General features: G+C 67.6%; 22 protein-coding genes. 11 read left to right on the forward strand and 11 right to left on the reverse strand.

The window, feature by feature from the left end:
• Positions 1-2 precede the first annotated feature (2 nt).
• A complete protein-coding gene (locus CBY09_RS16690; RefSeq protein ID WP_094290701.1) occupies positions 3-791 on the forward strand; it encodes a substrate-binding periplasmic protein in 789 nt (262 codons plus the stop codon).
• A 77-nt stretch (positions 792-868) separates the two neighbouring features.
• On the opposite strand, the gene CBY09_RS16695 is transcribed toward CBY09_RS16690, so the two are convergent.
• From CBY09_RS16695 to CBY09_RS16710, 4 genes are all read right to left on the reverse strand, one after another.
• On the reverse strand, positions 869-1,618 hold the full coding sequence (locus CBY09_RS16695) for a sulfurtransferase (protein ID WP_094290702.1): 750 nt from the start codon (positions 1,616-1,618) through the stop codon (positions 869-871).
• 86 nt (positions 1,619-1,704) lie between these two features.
• On the reverse strand, positions 1,705-2,559 hold the full coding sequence (locus CBY09_RS16700) for a MinD/ParA family protein (protein WP_094290746.1): 855 nt from the start codon (positions 2,557-2,559) through the stop codon (positions 1,705-1,707).
• A gap of 10 nt (positions 2,560-2,569) precedes the next feature.
• The gene (locus CBY09_RS16705; protein ID WP_094290703.1) at positions 2,570-3,343 is read right to left on the reverse strand and encodes a GGDEF domain-containing protein; all 774 of its coding nucleotides are present in this window, start codon (positions 3,341-3,343) and stop codon (positions 2,570-2,572) included.
• A 103-nt stretch (positions 3,344-3,446) separates the two neighbouring features.
• The gene (locus CBY09_RS16710; protein WP_094290704.1) at positions 3,447-5,135 is read right to left on the reverse strand and encodes a SulP family inorganic anion transporter; all 1,689 of its coding nucleotides are present in this window, start codon (positions 5,133-5,135) and stop codon (positions 3,447-3,449) included.
• A gap of 165 nt (positions 5,136-5,300) precedes the next feature.
• Between CBY09_RS16710 and CBY09_RS16715 the strand changes: the two genes are divergently transcribed.
• The 4 genes from CBY09_RS16715 (at position 5,301) to CBY09_RS24150 (ending at position 8,335) form a co-directional block, all read left to right on the forward strand.
• Positions 5,301-5,795 (forward strand): BON domain-containing protein, encoded by a 495-nt coding sequence (locus CBY09_RS16715; protein ID WP_094290705.1) that lies wholly within the window; start codon positions 5,301-5,303, stop codon positions 5,793-5,795.
• Positions 5,796-5,863: 68 nt separating this feature from the next.
• Positions 5,864-7,102: a PLP-dependent transferase gene (locus CBY09_RS16720; RefSeq protein ID WP_094290747.1), complete on the forward strand. Its 1,239-nt coding sequence runs from the start codon at positions 5,864-5,866 to the stop codon at positions 7,100-7,102.
• 94 nt (positions 7,103-7,196) lie between these two features.
• The gene (locus CBY09_RS16725) at positions 7,197-8,069 is read left to right on the forward strand and encodes a DUF2189 domain-containing protein (RefSeq protein ID WP_240515755.1); all 873 of its coding nucleotides are present in this window, start codon (positions 7,197-7,199) and stop codon (positions 8,067-8,069) included.
• Between the two features lie 77 nt (positions 8,070-8,146).
• On the forward strand, positions 8,147-8,335 hold the full coding sequence (locus CBY09_RS24150; protein WP_094290706.1) for a hypothetical protein: 189 nt from the start codon (positions 8,147-8,149) through the stop codon (positions 8,333-8,335).
• 30 nt (positions 8,336-8,365) lie between these two features.
• Here the strand turns inward: CBY09_RS24150 and CBY09_RS16735 are convergent, their stop codons facing one another.
• The gene (locus tag CBY09_RS16735) at positions 8,366-9,040 is read right to left on the reverse strand and encodes an arylesterase (protein WP_094290707.1); all 675 of its coding nucleotides are present in this window, start codon (positions 9,038-9,040) and stop codon (positions 8,366-8,368) included.
• Positions 9,041-9,055: 15 nt separating this feature from the next.
• Between CBY09_RS16735 and CBY09_RS16740 the strand changes: the two genes are divergently transcribed.
• The 4 genes from CBY09_RS16740 to CBY09_RS16755 all read left to right on the forward strand — a co-directional run bounded on the left by CBY09_RS16740 (position 9,056) and on the right by CBY09_RS16755 (position 12,693).
• A complete protein-coding gene (locus CBY09_RS16740; RefSeq protein ID WP_094290708.1) occupies positions 9,056-9,769 on the forward strand; it encodes an ABC transporter ATP-binding protein in 714 nt (237 codons plus the stop codon).
• A 111-nt stretch (positions 9,770-9,880) separates the two neighbouring features.
• Positions 9,881-10,627 (forward strand): 23S rRNA (guanosine(2251)-2'-O)-methyltransferase RlmB, encoded by a 747-nt coding sequence (gene rlmB / locus CBY09_RS16745; RefSeq protein WP_094290709.1) that lies wholly within the window; start codon positions 9,881-9,883, stop codon positions 10,625-10,627.
• 11 nt (positions 10,628-10,638) lie between these two features.
• Positions 10,639-11,364 carry an SIR2 family NAD-dependent protein deacylase gene (locus CBY09_RS16750; RefSeq protein ID WP_094290710.1) on the forward strand — a complete coding sequence of 242 codons (726 nt, stop codon included), beginning with the start codon at positions 10,639-10,641 and terminating at the stop codon, positions 11,362-11,364.
• 162 nt (positions 11,365-11,526) lie between these two features.
• Complete coding sequence (locus CBY09_RS16755; RefSeq protein WP_094290749.1) at positions 11,527-12,693, forward strand: ABC transporter substrate-binding protein; 1,167 nt, start codon at positions 11,527-11,529, stop codon at positions 12,691-12,693.
• 43 nt (positions 12,694-12,736) lie between these two features.
• Here CBY09_RS16755 and CBY09_RS16760 read toward each other — a convergent pair whose 3' ends face one another.
• The 3 genes from CBY09_RS16760 to CBY09_RS16770 form a co-directional block, all read right to left on the reverse strand.
• The gene (locus CBY09_RS16760) at positions 12,737-13,717 is read right to left on the reverse strand and encodes a hypothetical protein (protein ID WP_094290711.1); all 981 of its coding nucleotides are present in this window, start codon (positions 13,715-13,717) and stop codon (positions 12,737-12,739) included.
• Between the two features lie 62 nt (positions 13,718-13,779).
• Complete coding sequence (locus tag CBY09_RS16765; RefSeq protein ID WP_094290712.1) at positions 13,780-14,376, reverse strand: chromate transporter; 597 nt, start codon at positions 14,374-14,376, stop codon at positions 13,780-13,782.
• Positions 14,373-14,981: a chromate transporter gene (locus CBY09_RS16770; RefSeq protein WP_094290713.1), complete on the reverse strand. Its 609-nt coding sequence runs from the start codon at positions 14,979-14,981 to the stop codon at positions 14,373-14,375. Before CBY09_RS16770 ends, CBY09_RS16765 begins: the two co-directional genes overlap by 4 nt.
• Positions 14,982-15,324: 343 nt before the next feature.
• Here CBY09_RS16770 and CBY09_RS16775 point away from each other — a divergent pair, with 343 nt between their 5' ends.
• Positions 15,325-16,170, forward strand: a complete 846-nt coding sequence (locus CBY09_RS16775) for a fumarylacetoacetate hydrolase family protein (RefSeq protein WP_094290714.1) — start codon at positions 15,325-15,327, stop codon at positions 16,168-16,170.
• Positions 16,171-16,210: 40 nt separating this feature from the next.
• Here the strand turns inward: CBY09_RS16775 and CBY09_RS16780 are convergent, their stop codons facing one another.
• The 3 genes from CBY09_RS16780 to CBY09_RS16790 all read right to left on the reverse strand — a co-directional run bounded on the left by CBY09_RS16780 (position 16,211) and on the right by CBY09_RS16790 (position 18,480).
• On the reverse strand, positions 16,211-16,498 hold the full coding sequence (locus CBY09_RS16780; protein ID WP_094290715.1) for a 7(1) septoil knot domain-containing protein: 288 nt from the start codon (positions 16,496-16,498) through the stop codon (positions 16,211-16,213).
• Positions 16,499-16,713: 215 nt separating this feature from the next.
• Entirely contained in the window at positions 16,714-17,340 is a 627-nt protein-coding gene (locus tag CBY09_RS16785; RefSeq protein ID WP_094290716.1) for a hypothetical protein, read from the reverse strand.
• Between the two features lie 99 nt (positions 17,341-17,439).
• A complete protein-coding gene (locus tag CBY09_RS16790; protein WP_094290717.1) occupies positions 17,440-18,480 on the reverse strand; it encodes an aldo/keto reductase in 1,041 nt (346 codons plus the stop codon).
• A 167-nt stretch (positions 18,481-18,647) separates the two neighbouring features.
• Here CBY09_RS16790 and CBY09_RS16795 point away from each other — a divergent pair, with 167 nt between their 5' ends.
• Positions 18,648-19,544, forward strand: a complete 897-nt coding sequence (locus tag CBY09_RS16795) for a LysR family transcriptional regulator (protein WP_094290718.1) — start codon at positions 18,648-18,650, stop codon at positions 19,542-19,544.
• The last annotated feature ends 137 nt before the right edge of the window (positions 19,545-19,681 follow it).

Below are 19,681 nucleotides of genomic sequence, written 5' to 3' on the forward strand. Positions count from 1 at the left end.
CCATGCGACGCCATCTTTGCCTTTTGTGGGGCTTGCTGCTGGCGTGTGCGGGGGGCGCCAGTGCGCAGGCCGAAACGCTGCGCATCGCCACCGGCGAGTTGCCGCCCTATGCCAGCTCGGCGCGGAAGGACCAAGGGATGTCCCTGCACATCGTGCGGCAGGCTTTTGCCAAGGCCGGGGTGCAGGTGGAATATGTGTTTTTGCCCTGGACGCGCGCCCTGATCGAGACGCGTGACGGCAAGTGGGATGCCACTGCCGCCTGGGGCCGCAATGCCGAGCGCGACAAGGGGTTTCTGGTCAGCGACAACGTGCTGACCGAGCAGTGGCAGATCCTCTACCGCAGTGACCGGAACTTCACCTGGAGCAATCTGCAGGACCTGGCGGGCCTGCGCGTTGGCGTGGTGGCCGACTACAGCTACACCCCCGCGTTCTGGCGCATGGTCAAGGACGGCACCCTGCGCGCAGACGTGGCGCCCGACGACGTGAGCAACCTCAACAAGCTGCTGGCGGGCCGCGTGGACGTGGTGCCGCTGGACCGCAACGTGGCCTGTGACCTGCTGGGTGCCAAGTTCACGGGCGAGCAGGCACGCCGCGTGCGGGCGCATCCCAAGTTGTTTGTGCCCGACTTCACGACCCACCTGATGATGAGCGAGAAGCTGCCCGCCAGCGCCAAGCGCATGGAGGCTTTCAACCGGGGGCTGAAAGCGCTGCGCCAGTCGGGGGAGTACAGCAAGATCCTGCAGCAGCAACCCTGCGCCGCCGATCTGGCGCAGGCGCTTCAGGGTGGCTGAAGAAACAGGTCAAAAGTTTAAGAAAAAATGGCCGCTACCGCGCGATGGGCATGCCTTTTTAGCTATTGATTTGATAGCTATTCGCTGTCTGCCGCACGCAGGTCCGTGGCCAGCACGGCGCGCTCGTCAAACACAAAACACCCGCCGTGGTAGTGCGCGCCGTCGGTCAGCTCAAAGTACTTCAGGATGCCGCCTTCCAGCTGGTAGACATGGTGCAGGCCTTCCTCGCGCATCAAGATGGCCGCCTTTTCGCAGCGGATGCCACCGGTGCAGAAGCTCACCACGGTCTTGTCCTGCAACTCGGCCTTGTGGGCGCGCAAAGCGGGCGGAAATTCGGTGAACTTGTCGATGCGCCAGTCAATGGCGTTGTCGAAGGTGCCAGCGTCCACCTCGAAGGCGTTGCGGGTGTCGAGCGTGACCACCTCGCGGCCTTCGTCGTCATGCCCCTGGTCCAGCCAGCGGCGCAAGGTGGCTGGGTCCACGGCTGGCGCGCGGCCCTCGGCGGGGCGGATGGTGGGGTGGTCCATGCGGATGATCTCGCGTTTGACCTTGACCAGCATCTTGCGAAACGGCACTGCGGCCGACCAGCTCTCCTTGGGCTCCAGATCCGCAAAACGGGCATCGGTGCGCAGCTGCGCAACAAATCCTCGCACCGCATCGGCCGGGCCTGCCAGAAAGAAGTTGATGCCTTCCTCGGCCAGCAGGATGGTGCCCTTGAGCTGCGCGGCCACTGCGCGCTCGTGCAGCACCTCGCGCAGCGCGGCGGCGTCGGGCAGCGGCACAAACTTGTAGCAGGAGATGTTGAGGACGGTGTGGGTGGTGTTCACGGCAGTAAAAATGCACAAAGGCCCGCTGGCGGGCCTGTGGGTCAGGTTGGCACAGTGTGGCCAAGGCGCGCCCTGGCATGTGCCGGTCAGGCTGCAGGTGACAGCAGCGTGGTCTCTATCTTGTTGGCCAGCTGGGCAATGGCCAGCGCTGCCGGGCAACCAGGGGTTTGCAGCAGCAGCAGCTGGCGTCGCATCACGGCATCGCGCACCGATGGGTCGGCCGGGATGTCGCCCATGTGGAGCAGACGCATGGGGCGGCCGGACTCGGTGCTCACAAAGCGATCCAGCACCTGCTGCAGCTGGCTGGTGATGGCGCGGCCATCGCCCGGGCGCGCCGCCTGGTTGATGACCATGCGCACATGCTGGCGCTTTTGCTGCATGGCCAGCACCTTGATGGCAGCGTAGGCGTCGGTGAGCGAGGTGGGTTCGGGCGTGGCCACGATCAGCACCTCAGAGGCCAGCGACACCGAGAACAGCACCACATCGGAGATGCCCGCGCCGGTGTCCAGCAGCACCACGTCGTAGCGCGGCGTGAGCGCCTGGATCACGCTCAAAAACTGGTTGCGCACCTCGGGTGTGAGGCGCGAATACTCCACCATGCCAGAGCCCGCCAGCAGCACGTCAAAACCGCCCGGGGCGGCGATCACGGCGTCGTCCAGCGCGGCCTTGCCTGTGAACACATCGTGCAATGTGATCTTGGGGTGGAGGTTCAGCACCACGTCGAGGTTGGCCAGGCCCAGGTCGGCATCCAGCACCAGCACACGCTGGCCCCGGCGGGTAAGGGCGGCTGCCAGGTTGGCGGAAACAAAGGTCTTGCCCACGCCGCCCTTGCCGCTGGTGACCGCAATGATGCGGGCACCATCCGGGGCGGGGGCCGAGGGGGTGGTGGCGCCTGCAGGGGTTGCAGGCGTGGTGGGTTGAGGGGTCAGCGCGTCGCTCATCATCTAACTTTCAGTAGGCGCTGCCTGTGGGGTTGGGGTCCAGCGGAGGCAGGTCGCCCCAACCCGAGGGGGTGTAGAGCGGGCCAAACAACAGGCTTTTTTCCTCGGCACTGACGGTGCTGTCGGGTTGCTCCTCAATGCTGACGCGGTTGCGTCCGGCCGATTTGGCCTGGTAGAGCTGGTGGTCGGCCCGGTCGGTCCAGAGCAGGGTGGTCGAGCGGATCCACTGCATGGCAAAGGCGCCCCCGATACTCACCGTCACGTTCAGCTCCACCCCGGGCGAGATGCGGATGGGGGTGTTGGCCACGGCCCGGCGGATGCGTTCGGCGACCACGCGGCCAAACGCGGCCTGGCAGGCGGGCAGCACCACGGCAAACTCCTCGCCGCCGTAGCGCGCCAGGGTGTCCATGGGGCGCACACAGGCGCTGAGCGTGCGGGCCACCGACTGCAGCACCACATCGCCCGCCAGGTGGCCATGCGTGTCGTTCACTTTCTTGAAGTGGTCGATGTCGAGCATGAGCAGCAGGGCGGCTTCGCCCGAGCGCGTCACGCGGTCGATCTCGCGCTCCAGCACCGCGCGGAAATGCCGACGGTTGGCCAAGCCGGTGAGGGGGTCTTTGAGGGACAGTTCGCACAGGCCATCGATCAGGCCTTGCAAGTAGCGCGAAGGGGCTTCGCGGTGCAACGCTGCTTCACTGCCGCCGGCCTGAGCCACCAGCGCGTGAGCAGTATCCAGGCGAAGTTCGCGCAGATCTACCAGATGAGAGGCCGCAGAATCAGACACAAATCGAGCAAAGAGAGTTTGCGCAGTGTACCAGCGCAGGGGTTATCCCAGTGCCTGTCCGGGGTGTAGGTTAAACCCGCGCAGGGGCTTGTCTGGCGCCGTTCTACACCCGGGGTGTGGGTTCGGGCAGATGCTGCATGGCCACCAGCATGTCGGCGTCGGTGCGGTACATGGCCAGCCCGGCACGGGGCTCCAGCAGGCCCGCCTGCCGCAACACCTGCTCGGCGGGTAGCTTGAGGCCGCTCAGGTGCAGGGTTCCGCCCCGGGATTGCATCAGCGCCAGCAACTGCGCGAAGGTTTCCACCCCGGTCACGTCGATGCGGTTGATGGGCTGGGCCAGCAGGCACAGGTGCACCACGTCAGGGTGCTGGGCCAGGTGCTCGGCCACCCGCCGCTCCAGTGCGCTGGCCGAGGCAAAGTCGAGTTCGGCATCCATTCGCAGCGCCAGCAGGCGGGGGGCGAGGGGAGGCAGGTGCCACAGGTGGCGGTCGCGCAGGCTGCCATCGGGGTGCAGGCCCACTTCAATGATGCGCGGGTGCAGCCGCTGGTACAGAAAGTGGCTCAGGTTCATCAGCAGCCCCACCAGCACGCCCCAGTACATGCGCGGCGCCGTGGCCAGCGTCAGGGCGAAGGTGATGCCGCCGATCACGGCCTCGACCCGCGACACCCGCCACAGCCGCAGCATCGTGCCGGGCTTGATGAGGCTGGTCACGGCCGTGACTACCACTGCTGCCAGCACCGACTGCGGCACGTGGTACAGCGCGGGCGTGAGCCACAGCAGCACGACCAGCACCAGGCTGAGCGCAAACAACGTGGCCCAGCCGCTTTTGGCGCCGGCATACAGGTTGATGGCCGAGCGTGAGAACGATGCGCTGGTGGCAAAACTGCCGCACAGGCCGCTGCTGATCTTGGCCAGGCCCTGGCCGATCAGGTCCTGGTTTTCGTTCCATTGTTCGCCCGAGCGTTGACTCTCGACCTTGGCGCTGGAGGCAGTCTCCAGAAAACTCACCAGCGTGACCACCAGCACGGGCATCACCAGGGCCGAAAAGCTGGACCAGGGCAGGGCGCCTGGCCAGTACGGGGCGGGCAGGCCCGACGGCAGGGTGCCCACCACCGCGCCACCGGCATCGGCATACCCCAGGGCCCAGCTCAGTGCCCCCGCAGCCCCCACCACCACGATGGCGGCCGGAAAGTTGGGCCGCCAGCGGCGTGCCAGCATCAGCAGCGCCAGGCTGCCCAGTCCGAAGGCAGCGGCCGTCAGGTCGAACAGGCCGGGCGAGGGCGTGGTCAGCAGGGTGCTCCACTCTGCGGCCCTGAGGCCGGTGAGCGCACCCAGCTGCGAGCCCAGGATCAGCAGCGCCGCCGCCTGCGTGAAACCATTGAGCACCGGCGAGGTGACCAGGTTGAGCAGCCAGCCAAAACGCGCCAGCCCCATCACCAGCTGCAGCAGTCCCGAGAGCATGGCCATCCACGCCGCCATGGCCACCCACTGGGCACTGCCGGGCTCGGCCAGACCCGTGAGCGATGCGCCAATCAGCAGGCTGGTGAGTGCTGTAGGCCCCACGCCCAGCCGGGTGGAGGCGCTGAACAACACGGCGATCAGCGCAGGGATCAGCGAGGCGTAGATCCCCGTGACCAGCGGCATGCCCGCCAGCGCGGCATAGGCCACGCCCTGGGGCACCAGCATCAGGCCCACGGTCATGCCGGCCCAGAACTCGCCCTTGAGCAGGTGGCGGTCGGGGCGGGGCCAGGTGAGAAACGGAAACCAGCGGGTCAGCGACGGCGAAATCATGGCCCGATTGTCGCGTGTCAAGGCGGGGGTGATGCCTTTGGCATGGGCAACGGCCCGGCAGAGCCGCCCGGCACCGTCCTACAGGCAGTTCGGCCCTGTCCGACCCGCAGGCCCTGGGGGGCTGCCTACAGTGGGACCCATGTTCCAACCTGAAGGAGTCACGACATGAACACCTCGACAAAAACCAGCTTCCACCCCGCCCACCGCGTAGCCAGCCTGCTGGCCGTGAGCGCCCTGGCCCTGGGGCTGGCGGCCTGCGGCAAGACCGAAGAGCCCACGGTGGGCCAGCGGCTCGACTCCGCTGTCGAGAAGACCGAGCAGGCCGCTGCAGATGCCCGCGCCAAGGCCGAGGCGGCCATGCAGAGTGCGGAAACCAAGATGGAAAAGAGCGCTACCAGCGCCGAAGCGACAGCCAAGCAGGCCGCCGATACCGCCAAGGGGGCGATCGACGACGCCACCATCACCGCCCAGGTGAGTGCGGGCCTGGCCAAGGACCCCGACCTCAGTGCCGTCAAGATCAATGTGGACACCGTGAACGGCAAGGTCACGCTGAACGGCCCCGCCCCATCCACTGTGGCCCGTGACCGCGCCGAGACCATTGCCAAGGCGGTCAGCGGCGTGACCTCGGTGAACAACCAGCTGGTGGTAAGCGCCAGCTAAACACGCAGCAATCCGCTGCAGCCCGCATGCACCGCGCCGCCCTGGCTGGCCCTGGGCGGCGCGCTACCATGGTCGGCATGAAAGACCACGACACCGATCTCGCCACCCGCATCGTCCACCACGGCTACCTGCCCCCCGCCGGTTTTGAAGCCCCCCAGCCCGGGGTCTACAAAGCGTCCACCGTCATCTTCCCCAGCGTCGCGGCCATGCGCTCGCGCGAGTGGAAGGACAAGAGTGGCTACACCTACGGCCTGCATGGCACACCCACCACCTTCATTCTGGAAGAGCGCCTGTGCACACTGGAGGGCGGCTTGCAGTGCGTGCTGGTGCCCAGCGGCCTTGCCGCCATCGCCAATGTGGGGCTGGCCCTGCTCAAGCCCGGCGACGAGGTACTGATCCCGGACAATGCCTACGGACCAGGCAAGGATTTCGCCAACGGCGAGCTCGCCCGTTTTGGCATCACCCATGCGTTTTATGACCCGCTGGACCCGGCCGACCTGGCCGCCCGCATCACGCCCGCCACCCGGCTGGTGTGGCTGGAGGCCCCGGGCTCGGTGAGCATGGAGTTCCCCGATCTGTGCGAGCAGGTGCGGATCTGCCGCGCGCGGGGCGTGACCACAGCGCTGGACAACACCTGGGGGGCAGGCCTGGCATTCGCGCCGTTTGACCTGACCGGCGACGGCAGCCTGGGCGTGGATATCTCGGCCCATGCCCTCACCAAGTACCCCAGTGGCGGTGGCGACGTACTGATGGGCAGCGTCATCACGCGCGACCTGGGGCTGCACATGAAGATCAAGCTCACCCACATGCGGCTGGGCCTGGGCGTCGGCGCCAACGATGCGGAGGCGATCTTGCGGGCGTTGCCCAGCATCGGCCTGCGCTACCGTGCCCATGACGAAGCCGCCCGTGCGCTGGCGCTCTGGCTGCAGCAGCAGCCAGCCATTGCGCAGGTGCTGCACCCAGCGCTGGAAGGCGCCCCCGGCCATGCACACTGGAAGGCGCTGTGTGGCGCGGCCCAGGGCGGGCAGGGCGCTGCGGCGGGTTTGTTCAGCGTGATAATCGATGCGCGCTACACGCAGCAGCAGGTGGACGCGTTCTGCGACGGCCTGCACCTGTTCAAGCTGGGCTACAGCTGGGGCGGCCCCATGAGCCTGGTGGTGCCCTACACCCTCGCCAGCATGCGCAGCCGCCCCTCGCCGCAGCTGAAACCAGGCACGCTGGTGCGCTTTTCCATCGGGCTTGAAGCGGTAGAAGACTTGCGGCGTGATCTGCAGCAGTCCCTGGAGCGGGCTTTTCCGGCCGCCTGAACGGCAGTGGTGCCCCAGCCCCAGCGGCCTACGCCGTTCGGGCTACGGGCTTTCCTCAGTGGCGCGGCCGAACGGGCGGGCTTAGTGTGGCGGCATGACCGCGACATCTTCCAAGCCCACACCGGACACGCTCAGCACGCCAGACGCCTCGGAAGCCCGGCATGCCGAGGCCATTGCCGACCGCGTGAAGGCCCAGACGGCCCAGCCCGTCGAGCTGCGGCCGTTGCGCTTGGCCGATCCCTTCCGGTGGCTGATGCGGGGGCTGGACGACGTGCGCGCCGCGCCGGGCATTTCGGCGTTCTATGGCCTGTGTTTCTGGGGTATGGCGGTGGTGCTGGGCTGGGTGTTCCGCACGCGGCCCGAATACACCATGTCCATGGCCAGCGGCTGCTTGCTGCTGGGGCCGTTTCTGGCCATGGGGCTGTATGACACCAGCCGCCGGCGCGAGGCCGGGCTGAAGCCGCAACTCAGCGAGTCGCTCACCTGCTGGGACAGCCATATGGGCAGCATGGGCATGCTGGTGCTGGTGCTCGTGGTGCTGGAGTTGCTCTGGGGCCGGGCCTCGCTGGTGGTGTTTGCGGTGTTCTTCAACACCGGCATGCCGTCCACCACCGGTGTGCTGCAGGCGGTGTTCAACCCGCAGAACTGGAGTTTTGTGGCCGTGTACGCCGTGGTGGGCGGGGTGTTCGCCGCGCTGGTGTTCTCCACCTCGGTGGTATCCATTCCCATGATCCTGGACCGCGACACCGATGCCCTGACCGCAGGCATCACCAGCATGCGGGTGGTGTTGGAGAACCCGCTGGTCATGCTGCTGTGGGGCGCGCTCATCACCACCATCGTGGCGGCATCGCTGTGGTTCTGGGGCGTGGGGCTGCTGCTGGCGGGCCCGGTGCTGGGCTTTGCGAGCTGGCATGCCTACCGCGCATCGGTTGCACGGGTCACGCCGCCACCGCCTGCTGCGGCGTGATGCTTCGAGCAGGTTCTTGGAGTCGGCTTCAAGGAGCATGCTGTTACAGTGGGTCTCTACTTCAGGAAGCAATTACCTTGGCAACACCTAACTACGGATACGAAAAGCGCCAGCGCGAACTCGCCAAAAAACAGAAAAAAGAAGAGAAGCTGAGGGCCAAGGCGCACCGCAGACCGGATGAGCCGCACGGGGACCAGCCCGCTGACGACCAGCCTGCGGGTGATGCTGCCACCCCCGGCCAGCCTGGGGGCCCCGCCAGCGCCTGACAGCCTGGAGCTGCCTGGGGCTGTTTATCTTCAGCGCAGCAGCTTTTTCAGTTCCGGCCACACATTGGCCAGCATCTGCGGATGTGCCTCGGCGCGCGGGTGGATGCGGTCAGGCTGGAACAGGCGGGTTGGGTCTGGCCCATCCGCCACCCCTTTCAGCAGAAAGGGCACCACGGCTGCCTTCTGGGCTTGCGCCACGGTGGCAAATAAACCTGCAAACTTGTTCGCGTAGTCGGTGCCATAGTTGGGCGGCACCTGCATTCCCACCAGCAAGACCTTGGCGCCTGCTTTTTGCGCGGCCTGGGTCATCCAGGTCAGGTTTTCTTCGGTGTTCTTGAGCGGCAGGCCGCGCAGGGCATCGTTGCCGCCCAGCTCAATGACCACATGCGTGGGCTTGTGCTGGGCCAGCAGCGCCGCCAGGCGCGAGCGGCCGCCCGAGGTGGTCTCGCCGCTCACGCTGGCGTTGACCACGGTGACATTCATCTTGTCCTGCGCCAGTTGTTTCTCCAGCAGTGCCACCCAGCCGGTGCCGCGCGCCAGGCCGTATTCGGCGCTGAGCGAGTCGCCCAGCACCAGCAGCAAGGGCGCGCGTGCGGGCTGTGTCGGGGCCTTGGCCTGGGCGAGGACGACCGGGGCGCAAAGCCCCACCAGCGCGCCGGTGGCTGCGCTCACGATAAAGTGGCGCCGACGTAGGTATCGAATCAAAGCAAAAATCCTTTCATGTCCGAATCCTCCCCACTGCCGCAGACACCGTCCGCAACCCCCATCATCGCCGTGGAGCATGTCTTCAAGTCGGTGACCGATTCCACCGGGACCCTCGACATTCTGCGGGATATCGATTTCCGCCTGGCCGCGAGGGAAACCGCCGCCATCGTGGGCGCCTCGGGCTCGGGCAAAAGCACGCTGCTGTCCATCATCGCAGGGCTCGATACCCCCACGCGCGGCACGGTGCGGCTGGACGGCCATGACCTGTTTGCCATCGACGAAGACGAGCGCGCCGCGCTGCGCGCGCAGAAGGTGGGTTTTGTGTTTCAGAGCTTCCAGCTCATGGGCAACCTCACGGCGCTGGAGAACGTGATGCTGCCGCTGGAGCTGTCCAATCGCCCCGAGGTCCGAAAAAACGCGCGCAAGGCCGCCACCGAGATGCTGGCCCGCGTGGGCCTGGGCCAGCGCCTGTCGCACTACCCCAAGGTGCTGTCGGGCGGAGAACAGCAGCGCGTGGCACTGGCGCGGGCCTTTGTGGTGCAGCCCGCCGTGCTGCTGGCCGACGAGCCCACGGGCAGCCTGGACTTTGCGACGGGCGAGACCATCATGCGGCTCATGTTCGAGCTGAACCGCGAGCAGGGCACCACCCTGGTCCTTGTCACCCACGACCGGGCCATCGCCGCGCAATGTGAACATCGCATCACCATCGACGCAGGGCGTGTTGTTTAAGGGAAAAAAATTGGGCTTTTTGGGCCTCTGCCGCGCGATGGTATTGCCTTGATAGCTATTAAATCCATAGTGTGAAGCGGGGTTGCCCCGTGGCCAGCGGATAATCCCCGCATGTCCAGCCCCAAAGTTCTCTTCGGCTTCCACGCCGTGGGCGTGCGTCTGAAGACCGCGCCACAGTCCATCATCGAGATTTACTACGAAGCCACGCGCCGCGATGCGCGCATGCGCCAGTTTCTCGACCGCGCCCGCGAGGCCGGAGCCCGCCTCATCGAAGCCGACAGCGTGCGCATTGCCAAGCTGGCAGGCAGCCACGGCCACCAGGGCGTGGCCGCGCGGGTCGAGCCCGTGAAGGTTGCCACCTCGCTGGATGAGCTGCTGGAGGACCTGGAAGCCGCAGGCATCGAGCAGCCCCTGCTGCTGGTGCTGGATGGCGTGACCGACCCCCACAACCTGGGCGCCTGCCTGCGGGTGGCCGATGGCGCGGGCGCGCATGCCGTCATCGCCCCCAAGGACCACGCCGTGGGCATCAACGCCACCGTGGCCAAGGTGGCCAGCGGCGCGGCTGAGACCATGCCGTACTTCATGGTCACCAACCTCTCGCGCACCCTGAACGAACTCAAGGAGCGCAACATCTGGTGCATCGGCACCAGCGACGATGCACCCAAGACCATCTACCAGGTCGATCTGAAAGGCCCCGTGGCCCTGGTGCTGGGCGCCGAGGGCGACGGCATGCGCCAGCTCACCCGCAAGACCTGCGACGAACTGGTCAGCATCCCCATGAAGGGCGCGGTGGAAAGCCTGAACGTGTCGGTGGCCAGCGGCGTGTGCCTCTACGAAGCCCTGCGCCAGAGGACCTGACCCGCGCAGCCATGCTGGAGACAGTTCAAGGCTGGGTACACGAAGCACAACACATCGCCGTGCTCACCGGCGCAGGCGTGAGTGCCGAATCGGGCGTGCCCACCTTCCGCGACGCGCAGACCGGCTACTGGGCGCAGTTCCGCCCCGAAGACATGGCGACCGAAGCGGGCTTCCGCGCCCACCCCCAGCGCGTGTGGGACTGGTACCAGTACCGGCGCGACCTGCTGGCCGACGTGGAGCCCAACGCCGGGCACCATGCACTGGCCCGCTTTGCGCAGCAGCACCCGGGCAGGCTCACCCTCATCACCCAGAACGTGGACGGCCTGCATCAGCGCGCGGGCAACACCGGTGTGTTGTGCCTGCACGGCGACATCTTTAGCAACCGTTGGCTCGACACCCCCCGCCCGTGCTGCCACCTCGACCATGCCGTGGCCGGGCAGCCGCCCCATTGCGACCGCTGCGGCAACCTGGTGCGGCCCGGCGTGGTGTGGTTTGGCGAGGCCTTGCCCTGGGCCACGCTCCAAGCCGCCGAGGACGCGGCCCGGCAGTGCGACCTGATGCTGGTGGTGGGCACGGCCGGTGCGGTCTACCCCGCAGCGGGACTGGCACACCAGGCGCGGGCTGCGGGGGCGCAGGTGGTGGTGCTGAACCCCGCGCCCAGCGCGCTGGACGACACGGCACACGCGCTGCTGCGCGGCACCGCCGGCACTTTGTTGCCCCCACTGCTGGGCTGCTGACGCCACAGTCCAGGCCCCCCGGGCAGCCATGCGTGCTGCATCGGCTCGGTGAAAACCCCCGGTTTCGGGCCCCCAGGCCGGCTTTTGTCGCACAGCGGACAGTGGGTGCGCGCGGTGGCCGGTAGCCTGCGCCACTTTTATCCATTCAGCCCCCGCACCACCATGAGCCGTCGTCAATTTCTGCTGCGCGCCACCCAGGCTGTCGCTGCCACCGGTCTGCCCGCCTGGGCCCACCACGCCCTGGCCGCTGAAGAGGCGCTGACCGCCCGCTCCATCACCCTGGGCTGCTCGATTGCGCTCACCGGCCCGCTGGGCCAGGCCGGCATCGAACAGCTCGCGGGCATGAAGGCTGCGTTTGCCGAAGTGAACGCCGCGGGCGGCGTGCATGGCCGCGAAATCCGTGTGGATGCCAAGGACGACGGCTACGTGGCCGCGCGCACGCTCAAGAACGTGACCGAGATGGTCGAGGCGCAGTCCATGTTTGCGCTGATCTCGCCGCTGGGCACGGCCAACACCGCGTCCATCCTGCCGCTCGTCGAGTCCAAGGGCATCCCCACTGTGGGCCCCGTGACGGGTGCCACCTCGCTGCGCGCACCCGGCAACAAGCATGTGTTCTTCTTGCGCCCCACCTACCGCGAGGAAACCCAGCGCCTGGTCAAGCAGATCGTGGACATGGGCCTCAAGCGCATTGCCGTGGTGTACCTGGACAACCCCTTCGGCAAGGAAGTGCTCAAGGACATGTCTGCGGCGCTCGATGAGATCAAGGTCGAGCGCGGCGGCGAATTTGCGCTGGCCGTGGACGGCAAGAACGGCGCCGAGCTGGCCGACAAGGTGGCTGCCGAGCGCCCCGGTGCCGTGCTGCTGGCCACCACGGGCACGGCCAACACGGCCTTTGTGCAGGCCTTCCGCGCCAAGGCCCAGGGCGTGCCGCTGGCGGGCCTGTCGGTGACGGTGATCTCGTCCGAGCTGCCCAAGCTGGCCGCATCCACGCGCGGCCTGGCACTGGTGCAGGTGTTCCCCGACGCCAACTCGCAGAAGTCGGTGGTGGTGCGCAAGTTCCAGAGCACCATGAAAGCCACCGGCGGGGACGCTGCCTACCTCAACAGCGGCAGTGCGCTCGAAGGCTGGCTCAACGCCCAGATCATGATCGAGGGCCTGAAAAACGCAGGCAAGGAACCCACCCGCGAGCGCCTGCGCGCAGGCCTGGCCAGCATCCGCGCGTTGTCGTTTGGCGACTTCAACGTGGGCTTTGGCAACAAGGCGCCCTACATCGGTTCGGACGCGATCTATCTGGCCGTGTATGCGGAGAACGGGCGGCGGATCAGCTGAGCAGGCTTGGTGGTGACGCCGTGCTGGGGCCGCTCAGGCGGCGTCAGGCCAGGGGGCGGGCGGGCTCCAGCGCCCCGCTGAGCCGGTCGTGCAGTTCCACCACAGGCAGCACCGCCATGTGCTGGGCGCCGCTGCCCACCGTTGCAAGCCAGTGGCAGGCGGCGTATTGCGCGGCGCGTTGCTCGTAGTGCTGCACCCATGCTTGGCGCTGGGGTAGCCGCTCTGGTTCCACGGGCCAGACGCCGGGCCGTGGGCGCATGTGCTGGTCGATGCCCATGCGCCAGGGTTTGCCCGTCAGACGAGCCCTGAAACAGCGCTGGTTGGTGCACATCCGCACATACAGAGGGTCTGCACCAACGGCAGAGAAAAATGCCTGCGCTTCGGCGCTCAGCGGGTCCACCGGCCCCTGGGTGGTCAGCAGGCGCAGCCCCGCAGGCGTGCGGTAAACCCGCACGGCCCAATGGGGGTGTTGCTGGACAAAGGCCTGCAGCCCGGCCATGGCCTGTGCCTGCGGGCCGCCCTGCAGGGCGTGGGCCAGGCGCTGCAGCAGCTTGGCCAGGGGCGATGTGAACAGCAGCAGGGCCAGGATGCCCACCGCAAAACCCCAGCCGCCCAGCACCCAGCGCGCCGGCAGCAGCACGGCCACCACCAGCAGGGCCGCCGCCACGGTGTGCAGCTTCCAGCTGGCACCGGTGGCGAAATCCACATCCGCAAAGAGCACGTCGGGCGTATTCAGACAGTGCGCGCCATAGGTGTTGCGTGTGATCACGGTGTCGCCATGGCGCTCCAGCACTTCCTCGCGGATGGGGACACCTTCTGCACCGTTGTAGGCCACCTTGCGCTCGCGGCGGGGTGTTGCATGGTCTTGCAGTACCTGTGCCAGCGCGGCATCCGCCCGGGCGTCGGCCATGGCCTGTGCTTCGGCCTCGCTGGTGTCTGACCAGCCCCAGCGCTGGACGGTGACCTTCTTGCGGCCCAGGCCGTGCTGGCGGCGCGCTTCTGCCCAATGGTTGGCAACGATCATGTGTGGTTCCCTCCGGGCCGCAATCTACACCGGCTGCGGCGGGGTGGCACGGCGCCGCCGCATCACACCCAGCCGATCGCCCCCAATACCGCCCCCGCGCCCAGCATCCACAGCAGATGCAGCTTGGTGCGCCACACCAGCAGCACGGTGGCGCCGCTCAGCAGCCACAGGGGCCAGGCCTCGGCGGGGCCGCCGTGGGCGCGCGCCAGCACCCACGAGGTGGCCAGCAGCAGGCCGATCACCACGGGCGCCATGCCTTGCTTGAAGGCGCGCACGCCCCGGCGTTCGCGGTTGCGGTGGCCCCAGCGCGTGGCCAGCCAGGTGAGCAGGCTGCTGGGCAGCATCACGCCCAGCATGCACACCGCCATGCCCAGTGCGCCCAGCAGCCAGCCCGCCACGCCGGGGCCACCCGCGTTGATGCCCACGTTCCAGCCCAGCAGGGCGATGAAGAGCACGTTGGGGCCGGGGGCGGCCTGGGCGATGGCGATGGAGGCGTTGAACTGCGGGTTGGTAAGCCAGGCCTGGCGTTCGACGAGAAAGCGGTGCATGTCGGGCGCGGTGGCAATGGCGCCGCCCACGGCCAGCAGCGACAGCGACATGTAGTACAGGAACAGGTTCAGCCAGTCCATCGGGCCGAGGGTGAGGGCGAGGCTGTTCATGGTGCGAGCTTCCTCCAGGTCAGCACGCAGGCCGCGCCGCCAATCACCGGCAGGATCCACCAGAGCGGCCAGCGCAGCACCACCATGGCCACGATGGTCAGCGCCAGGAAAGCCACGCACAGCGGGCGGCCCAGCGGGTGGCTTTTGATGGAGCTGAACAGCTTGATGGCCACCCCGGCGATCAGCCCGGCCGCCACCGCGCCCATGCCGCGCAGCGCACCGGCCACGGCCGGGTGGCTGGCGAACTGCGCATAGACCACGGCCAGCGCCAGCACCAGGATCAGCGGAAAGGTCAGCATGCCTGCCAGCGCCGCGAACGCGCCGCGCAGGCCAAAGTAGCGGTCACCGATCATGATGCTGAGGTTGACCACATTGGGGCCCGGCATGATCTGCGCCACGGCCCAGTCCTCGACGAACTCCTCGTTCGTCATCCAGCGTTTTTTCTCGACCAGCTCGCGCTGCACCACGGCCAGCACGCCGCCAAAACCCTGCAGGGCCAGCCAGGTGAAGGACCAGAACAGATCGGCCGGATTGCGCGGCTGGGGCCGGGGAGGGGGCTCGGGGGAGGCGGGGAGCGCGGAGGTCAGATTGGCAGCAGGGGCCATGATGAATAGTGCAAAAAATGGCCATTACCGCGCGTCTGTATTGCGGTAATAGCTATCAAATCAGGAGTTTTTGGTGGGGCGGCCTTGGGTGGTGCGCCCCGTGCGCCATGTTACGCGTGCTGCGCGGCGGGCGAGGGCTGCGGGTGGGGCGCTGGCGTCGCGTTGTGGCAAGGCAGGGGCGGTGATTTGCGTCTGCACGGGGGATGGCACGCGGCTATGCTGCGCGCTGGGCGCAGCGGGCAGAGCACGGCACCTGTCCATTCTTTGCCGGGCACTTGGTACCTGAGGCCTGCGCAGCCCCTCCATCGATCACCCACAAGACCATCCAGAAGGACTCCCCGCCATGAAACTCCTCCGCTACGGCCAGCCCGGCGCCGAACGCCCCGGCCTGCTGGACGCCACCGGCACGCTGCGCGACCTGTCCATGCTGCTGCCCGACATCGGCCCCGCCCAGCTCAGCCCGCGCACCCTGTCTGCCCTGGCCGCCATCGACGTGAGCCGCCTGCCGCCTGTCTACGGCACACCGCGCCTGGGCAGCCCGGTGGGGGGCGTGGGCAAGATCGTGTGTGTGGGGCTGAACTACGCCGACCACGCGCGCGAGGCCGGTCTGCAACCCCCCGCCGAGCCCGTGCTGTTCATGAAGGCCGTGACGGCGCTGAGCGGCCCCCACGACGATGTGCGCATCCCTGCCGGCGCGGTCAAGACCGACTGGGAGGTGGAGCTGGGCATCGTCATCGGCACCCGCGCGCGCAACGTGGCCAAGGCGCAGGCGCTGGAGCATGTGGCGGGCTATGTGCTGGCCAACGATGTGTCCGAACGCGCCTGGCAGATGGAGCGCGGCGGCCAGTGGGACAAAGGCAAGAGCCACGACACCTTCGCCCCCATCGGCCCCTGGCTGGTGACGTCCGACGAGGTGGGCGACCCGCACGCCATCGATCTGTGGCTGGAGGTGAACGGCCGCCGCGTGCAGAACGGCAGCACCCGCAACTTCATTTTTGATGTGCCCACGGTGGTGTCGTACATCAGCGAGTTCATGACGCTGGAACCCGGCGACCTGATTCTGACCGGCACCCCTGCCGGCGTGGGTCTGGGCCAGAAGCCCGCTCCCTGGTTCCTGAAGCCTGGCGATGTGATGCGCCTGGGCGCGACCGGCCTGGGCGAGCAGGTGCAAAAGTGTGTAGGGGGTTGAGCTGACCTGAGCTTGTCGCCCAGGTCGGCAGCTTGCCCGGTTACTTGCCCAGCTTGCCGATCAGCAAGTGGTCCTTGGTGTTCCAGCCCGCTTCCTCAGGCGTGGCCACCTTGAAGAGCTTGAGATCCGCCAGGCTGGCGTGCTTGACGCGGAAGATCTTGAAGCTGGCCTGGTTCGCATAGGCCACCATGAACCAGATCGCGTCGCCGCTGGCCTGTGCGGGGTAGTGCACTTCGTGCCAGCACAGGTCGGCCTGGCTCTTGTGGGCCACCTCGCACACGCGGGCATCGGCCTGGTGCTCGTACTTCACTTCCAGGATCTTGGCCATGGGCGTCCTTTGCTGGGGTTCTGGGGAATCCTGTGGTCTGCCGGTTTTGCAAACCCTGCAGTCGCAGTATCCAGGCTGGGCCGACAAGGCGGGGCACTGACCGTACGATGCGCTGGGGATTTGAACAAAAACCCGGTTTGCGCGCTATGGTCATGGGTTGATAGCTACTGATTTCGCAGCGTTGCTGGCGCATTGCCCCAAGTTCACCCGCGCCATCAGTCCTCCACCTGCAGCGAGTCCACCCACACCAGCTCGCAGGCGCTGGCGCCCGAATCGGTCCGGGTGAGCGAACTGGTCCAGCGCCAGCCGCTTGCATGGCTCACCTCTACCAGCTTGCCGGTGATGCGTACCCACTGCCCCTTGCGGACCTTCGCCAAGGCTCGCTCCACCGTGGCGTCGGCCGCAATCATGTGCATGTTGGCAGACGACTCGATGATCTCCTGCAACGGGATGGGCGGCTGGTCGCGCCAGAAATAGCGGTACCAGCGGCCGCCCTGGGAAATTCTGAGCAGCCCGTACACCGCCGGGTCGGCCATGCGCTGCCAGCCCAGCGCCAGGTCGGTGCGCGACAAGTCCGCCTCCTTGCCCAGCGAGTAGTCCTCGCGCGACAGCACCCGCGCGCGCACCGCAAAGTTCGCCAACGGCTTGATCTCGTACCCTTGCCGCACAAACGGCGCATCGCGCGTGGCCGTCTGCACGGGGGTGTCGGCAAACGGCTGCTGTTGTGTGGTGCCCACCGGGTTGCGCAGCCGCTGGTCGGCCCGGTGAACCCGCAGCTTCTCTATGGCGAAAAACGCGATCAGCAGCGCGATGGCGATCTTGACGACGGTGGAGAGGCTCATGGTGCGGCAGGCCGGGCAGAGGGGCGTGGTGGCACCGGATTGTGCGCAGAAGCGGTGGGTGCGCCAATCCGTTGCCGAAGGCGCACCCTGAATGCGCCCTCAGGCCGTGGCAGAAGCCTCGATGCCCACCCAGCCCGCCTCCGTGTAGCGGGCACCGGCCACCCGGCCCGGGGCGAACAGGGCGTCCAGCGCATCCATCACCTCGGCGGGCAGTGTGGCCTGGGCTGCTGCTAGGTTCTGTTGCAGGTGCTGGCTGCGCCGGGTGCCAGGGATGGGCAGCACATGGGGGTGCCGGTGGAGCATCCAGGCCAGCGCCAGCGTGGTCACCGGCAGGCCTGCGGATTGCGCCAGCTGCGCCAGGCCTTGCTGCAGGCTGCGGTTGGCCTGGCCCTCGGCGCCATTGAAGCGCGGCAGCGCCCGACGGAAGTCGTCGGGGGCCAGGGCATCCACCACGGGAGGCTGGTCGGTCAGGAAGGCGCGGCCCAGCGGGCTGTAGGCCACAAATGCAATGCCGAGAGCCTGGGCGGTGGGCAGCACAGCCTGTTCGGCGCCACGCTCCCACAGCGAATACTCGCTTTGCACGGCCGCCACCGGGTGCAGTGCGTGGGCGGTGCGCAGGCTCTCTGCACTCACTTCGGACAGGCCCACGGCCGCAATCTTGCCCGCGCGCACCAGCTCCCCCAGGGTGCCCATCAGGACTTCGAGCGGCACGGCCGGGTCGCGGCGGTGGCAGTAGTACAGGTCGATGCGCTCCACCCCCAGGCGCTGCAGCGAGGCATCGCAGGCCTGGCGGATGTAGGCGGGCGAGTTGTCGATGCGCCGCTCGTAGCGGCCAGGCTCGCGCACGATGCCGAACTTGGTGGCCACCGTGACCTGATTGCGCTGGCTGGGGGAGAGTTCGTGCAGAAAGCGGCCCAGCAGGGATTCGTTGTGGCCAAAACCATAGGCGTCGGCAGTGTCAAAGTGGTTCACGCCCAGACCGTGCGCTATGTGCAGCGTGGCCAGCGATTGCGCATCGTCGGTCTGCCCGTAGAACTCGCTCATGCCCATGCAGCCCAGCCCCAGGGGGTGGACCTGGCGCTGCCCTAGCGGGCGCGGCAACGGGAGGATGTTGCTGGAGGGATTGTTCGGTTCGGCCATATGGTTCCTTTGGGTAGTGGCAGGTGCCTGAGGCAAAGAAGTGAATGTTCTGCCTGTGAGCACCCTCCCGCAAGCGCTTCTGGTCTGAATGCACTGTCCGGCCAGGCCGCACAATGGCCGCGCCATGCCGCCCTTTGCGGACCGGTGGGTGTGGAACAATCCGCCCCATGCCTGCACCCCTTGACCTCCAGCACCTGCGCGCCTTCATGGCCGTGGCCGAGTGGCGCAGCTTTCGGCGCGCGGCCCGGGCGCTGAGCCTGTCGCCGTCGTCGGTAAGCCAGGCCGTGCGCACGCTGGAAGAGCGGCTGGGCGTGCCCCTGCTGCAGCGCAGCACGCGCAGCGTGGCCATGACCCAGGCGGGCACCCAGCTGCGGGCCCAGCTCACGCCGGTGATGCAGGGGTTGGACGGCGCGCTGGCCGAAGCGGCCCAGTGGGGCCAGGAGGTGCGTGGGCACTTGCGGCTCAATGTGCCGCGCAGCGCCGCCGACCTGCTGCTCGGCCCTTTGCTGGGCGGCTTCTTGAAGGCCCACCCCGGCGTGGCGCTGGAGGTGCGCACCCAGGACGGGCTGGTGGACATCGTGCGCGAGGGCTTCGATGCGGGCATCCGCTTCCCCGAAGCCCTGCCGCAGGACATGGTGGCCGTGCCCATCGGGCCGCAGCAGCGGTTTGCCGTGGTGGCTGCCCCCGCATTGGCCACCGCCCTGGGCGTACCCGAAACCCCGCACGACCTGCTGCAGCGGCCCTGCGTGCGCCAGCGCTTCCCCAGCGGGGCGCTGTACCGCTGGCAATTTGTGCCCCCGGGCGAAGGGGCCCAGGCCTTTGACCTGGCCGTGGAAGGCCCGCTCACCGTGGACGACCAGCGCCTGGCCCTGCGCGCTGCGTTGGGGGGCGCAGGCTGGGCCTATGTGTACGAAGCCATGGCCCAGCCCCACCTGCGCGCGGGCCACCTGGTCCAGGCCCTGGCCGACTGGTGCCCGGCCGAGCCTGGCTTTGCGCTGTATTACCCCGGGCGCAAGCAGGTCAGCCCGGCGCTGCGCGCCTTGATTGGATGGCTGCGGGGGTAGGGGTAGGGGTAGGGGTAGGGGTAGGGGTAGGGGTAGGGGTAGGGGTAGGGGTAGGGCGGTTTTTGCCGAGGAGTCAGTTTTCAGGCCAATGTTGCGGGATGATCAAAAATGATAGCTGCTTGGGCATGATGGATGCG

Source organism: Acidovorax kalamii (assembly GCF_002245625.1).
Taxonomy (GTDB): domain Bacteria; phylum Pseudomonadota; class Gammaproteobacteria; order Burkholderiales; family Burkholderiaceae_C; genus Acidovorax; species Acidovorax kalamii.

Coding starts and splice junctions, on each gene's coding strand:
- CBY09_RS16690 (WP_094290701.1), top strand. CDS start 3: ATGCGACGCCATCTTTGCCTTTTGTGGGGCTTGCTGCTGGCGTGTGCG.
- CBY09_RS16700 (WP_094290746.1), bottom strand. CDS start 2,559: ATGAGCGACGCGCTGACCCCTCAACCCACCACGCCTGCAACCCCTGCA.
- CBY09_RS16710 (WP_094290704.1), bottom strand. CDS start 5,135: ATGATTTCGCCGTCGCTGACCCGCTGGTTTCCGTTTCTCACCTGGCCC.
- CBY09_RS16715 (WP_094290705.1), top strand. CDS start 5,301: ATGAACACCTCGACAAAAACCAGCTTCCACCCCGCCCACCGCGTAGCC.
- CBY09_RS16720 (WP_094290747.1), top strand. CDS start 5,864: ATGGTCGGCATGAAAGACCACGACACCGATCTCGCCACCCGCATCGTC.
- CBY09_RS16725 (WP_240515755.1), top strand. CDS start 7,197: ATGACCGCGACATCTTCCAAGCCCACACCGGACACGCTCAGCACGCCA.
- CBY09_RS16740 (WP_094290708.1), top strand. CDS start 9,056: ATGTCCGAATCCTCCCCACTGCCGCAGACACCGTCCGCAACCCCCATC.
- rlmB (WP_094290709.1), top strand. CDS start 9,881: ATGTCCAGCCCCAAAGTTCTCTTCGGCTTCCACGCCGTGGGCGTGCGT.
- CBY09_RS16750 (WP_094290710.1), top strand. CDS start 10,639: ATGCTGGAGACAGTTCAAGGCTGGGTACACGAAGCACAACACATCGCC.
- CBY09_RS16755 (WP_094290749.1), top strand. CDS start 11,527: ATGAGCCGTCGTCAATTTCTGCTGCGCGCCACCCAGGCTGTCGCTGCC.
- CBY09_RS16760 (WP_094290711.1), bottom strand. CDS start 13,717: ATGATCGTTGCCAACCATTGGGCAGAAGCGCGCCGCCAGCACGGCCTG.
- CBY09_RS16765 (WP_094290712.1), bottom strand. CDS start 14,376: ATGAACAGCCTCGCCCTCACCCTCGGCCCGATGGACTGGCTGAACCTG.
- CBY09_RS16770 (WP_094290713.1), bottom strand. CDS start 14,981: ATGGCCCCTGCTGCCAATCTGACCTCCGCGCTCCCCGCCTCCCCCGAG.
- CBY09_RS16775 (WP_094290714.1), top strand. CDS start 15,325: ATGAAACTCCTCCGCTACGGCCAGCCCGGCGCCGAACGCCCCGGCCTG.
- CBY09_RS16780 (WP_094290715.1), bottom strand. CDS start 16,498: ATGGCCAAGATCCTGGAAGTGAAGTACGAGCACCAGGCCGATGCCCGC.
- CBY09_RS16785 (WP_094290716.1), bottom strand. CDS start 17,340: ATGAGCCTCTCCACCGTCGTCAAGATCGCCATCGCGCTGCTGATCGCG.
- CBY09_RS16790 (WP_094290717.1), bottom strand. CDS start 18,480: ATGGCCGAACCGAACAATCCCTCCAGCAACATCCTCCCGTTGCCGCGC.
- CBY09_RS16795 (WP_094290718.1), top strand. CDS start 18,648: ATGCCTGCACCCCTTGACCTCCAGCACCTGCGCGCCTTCATGGCCGTG.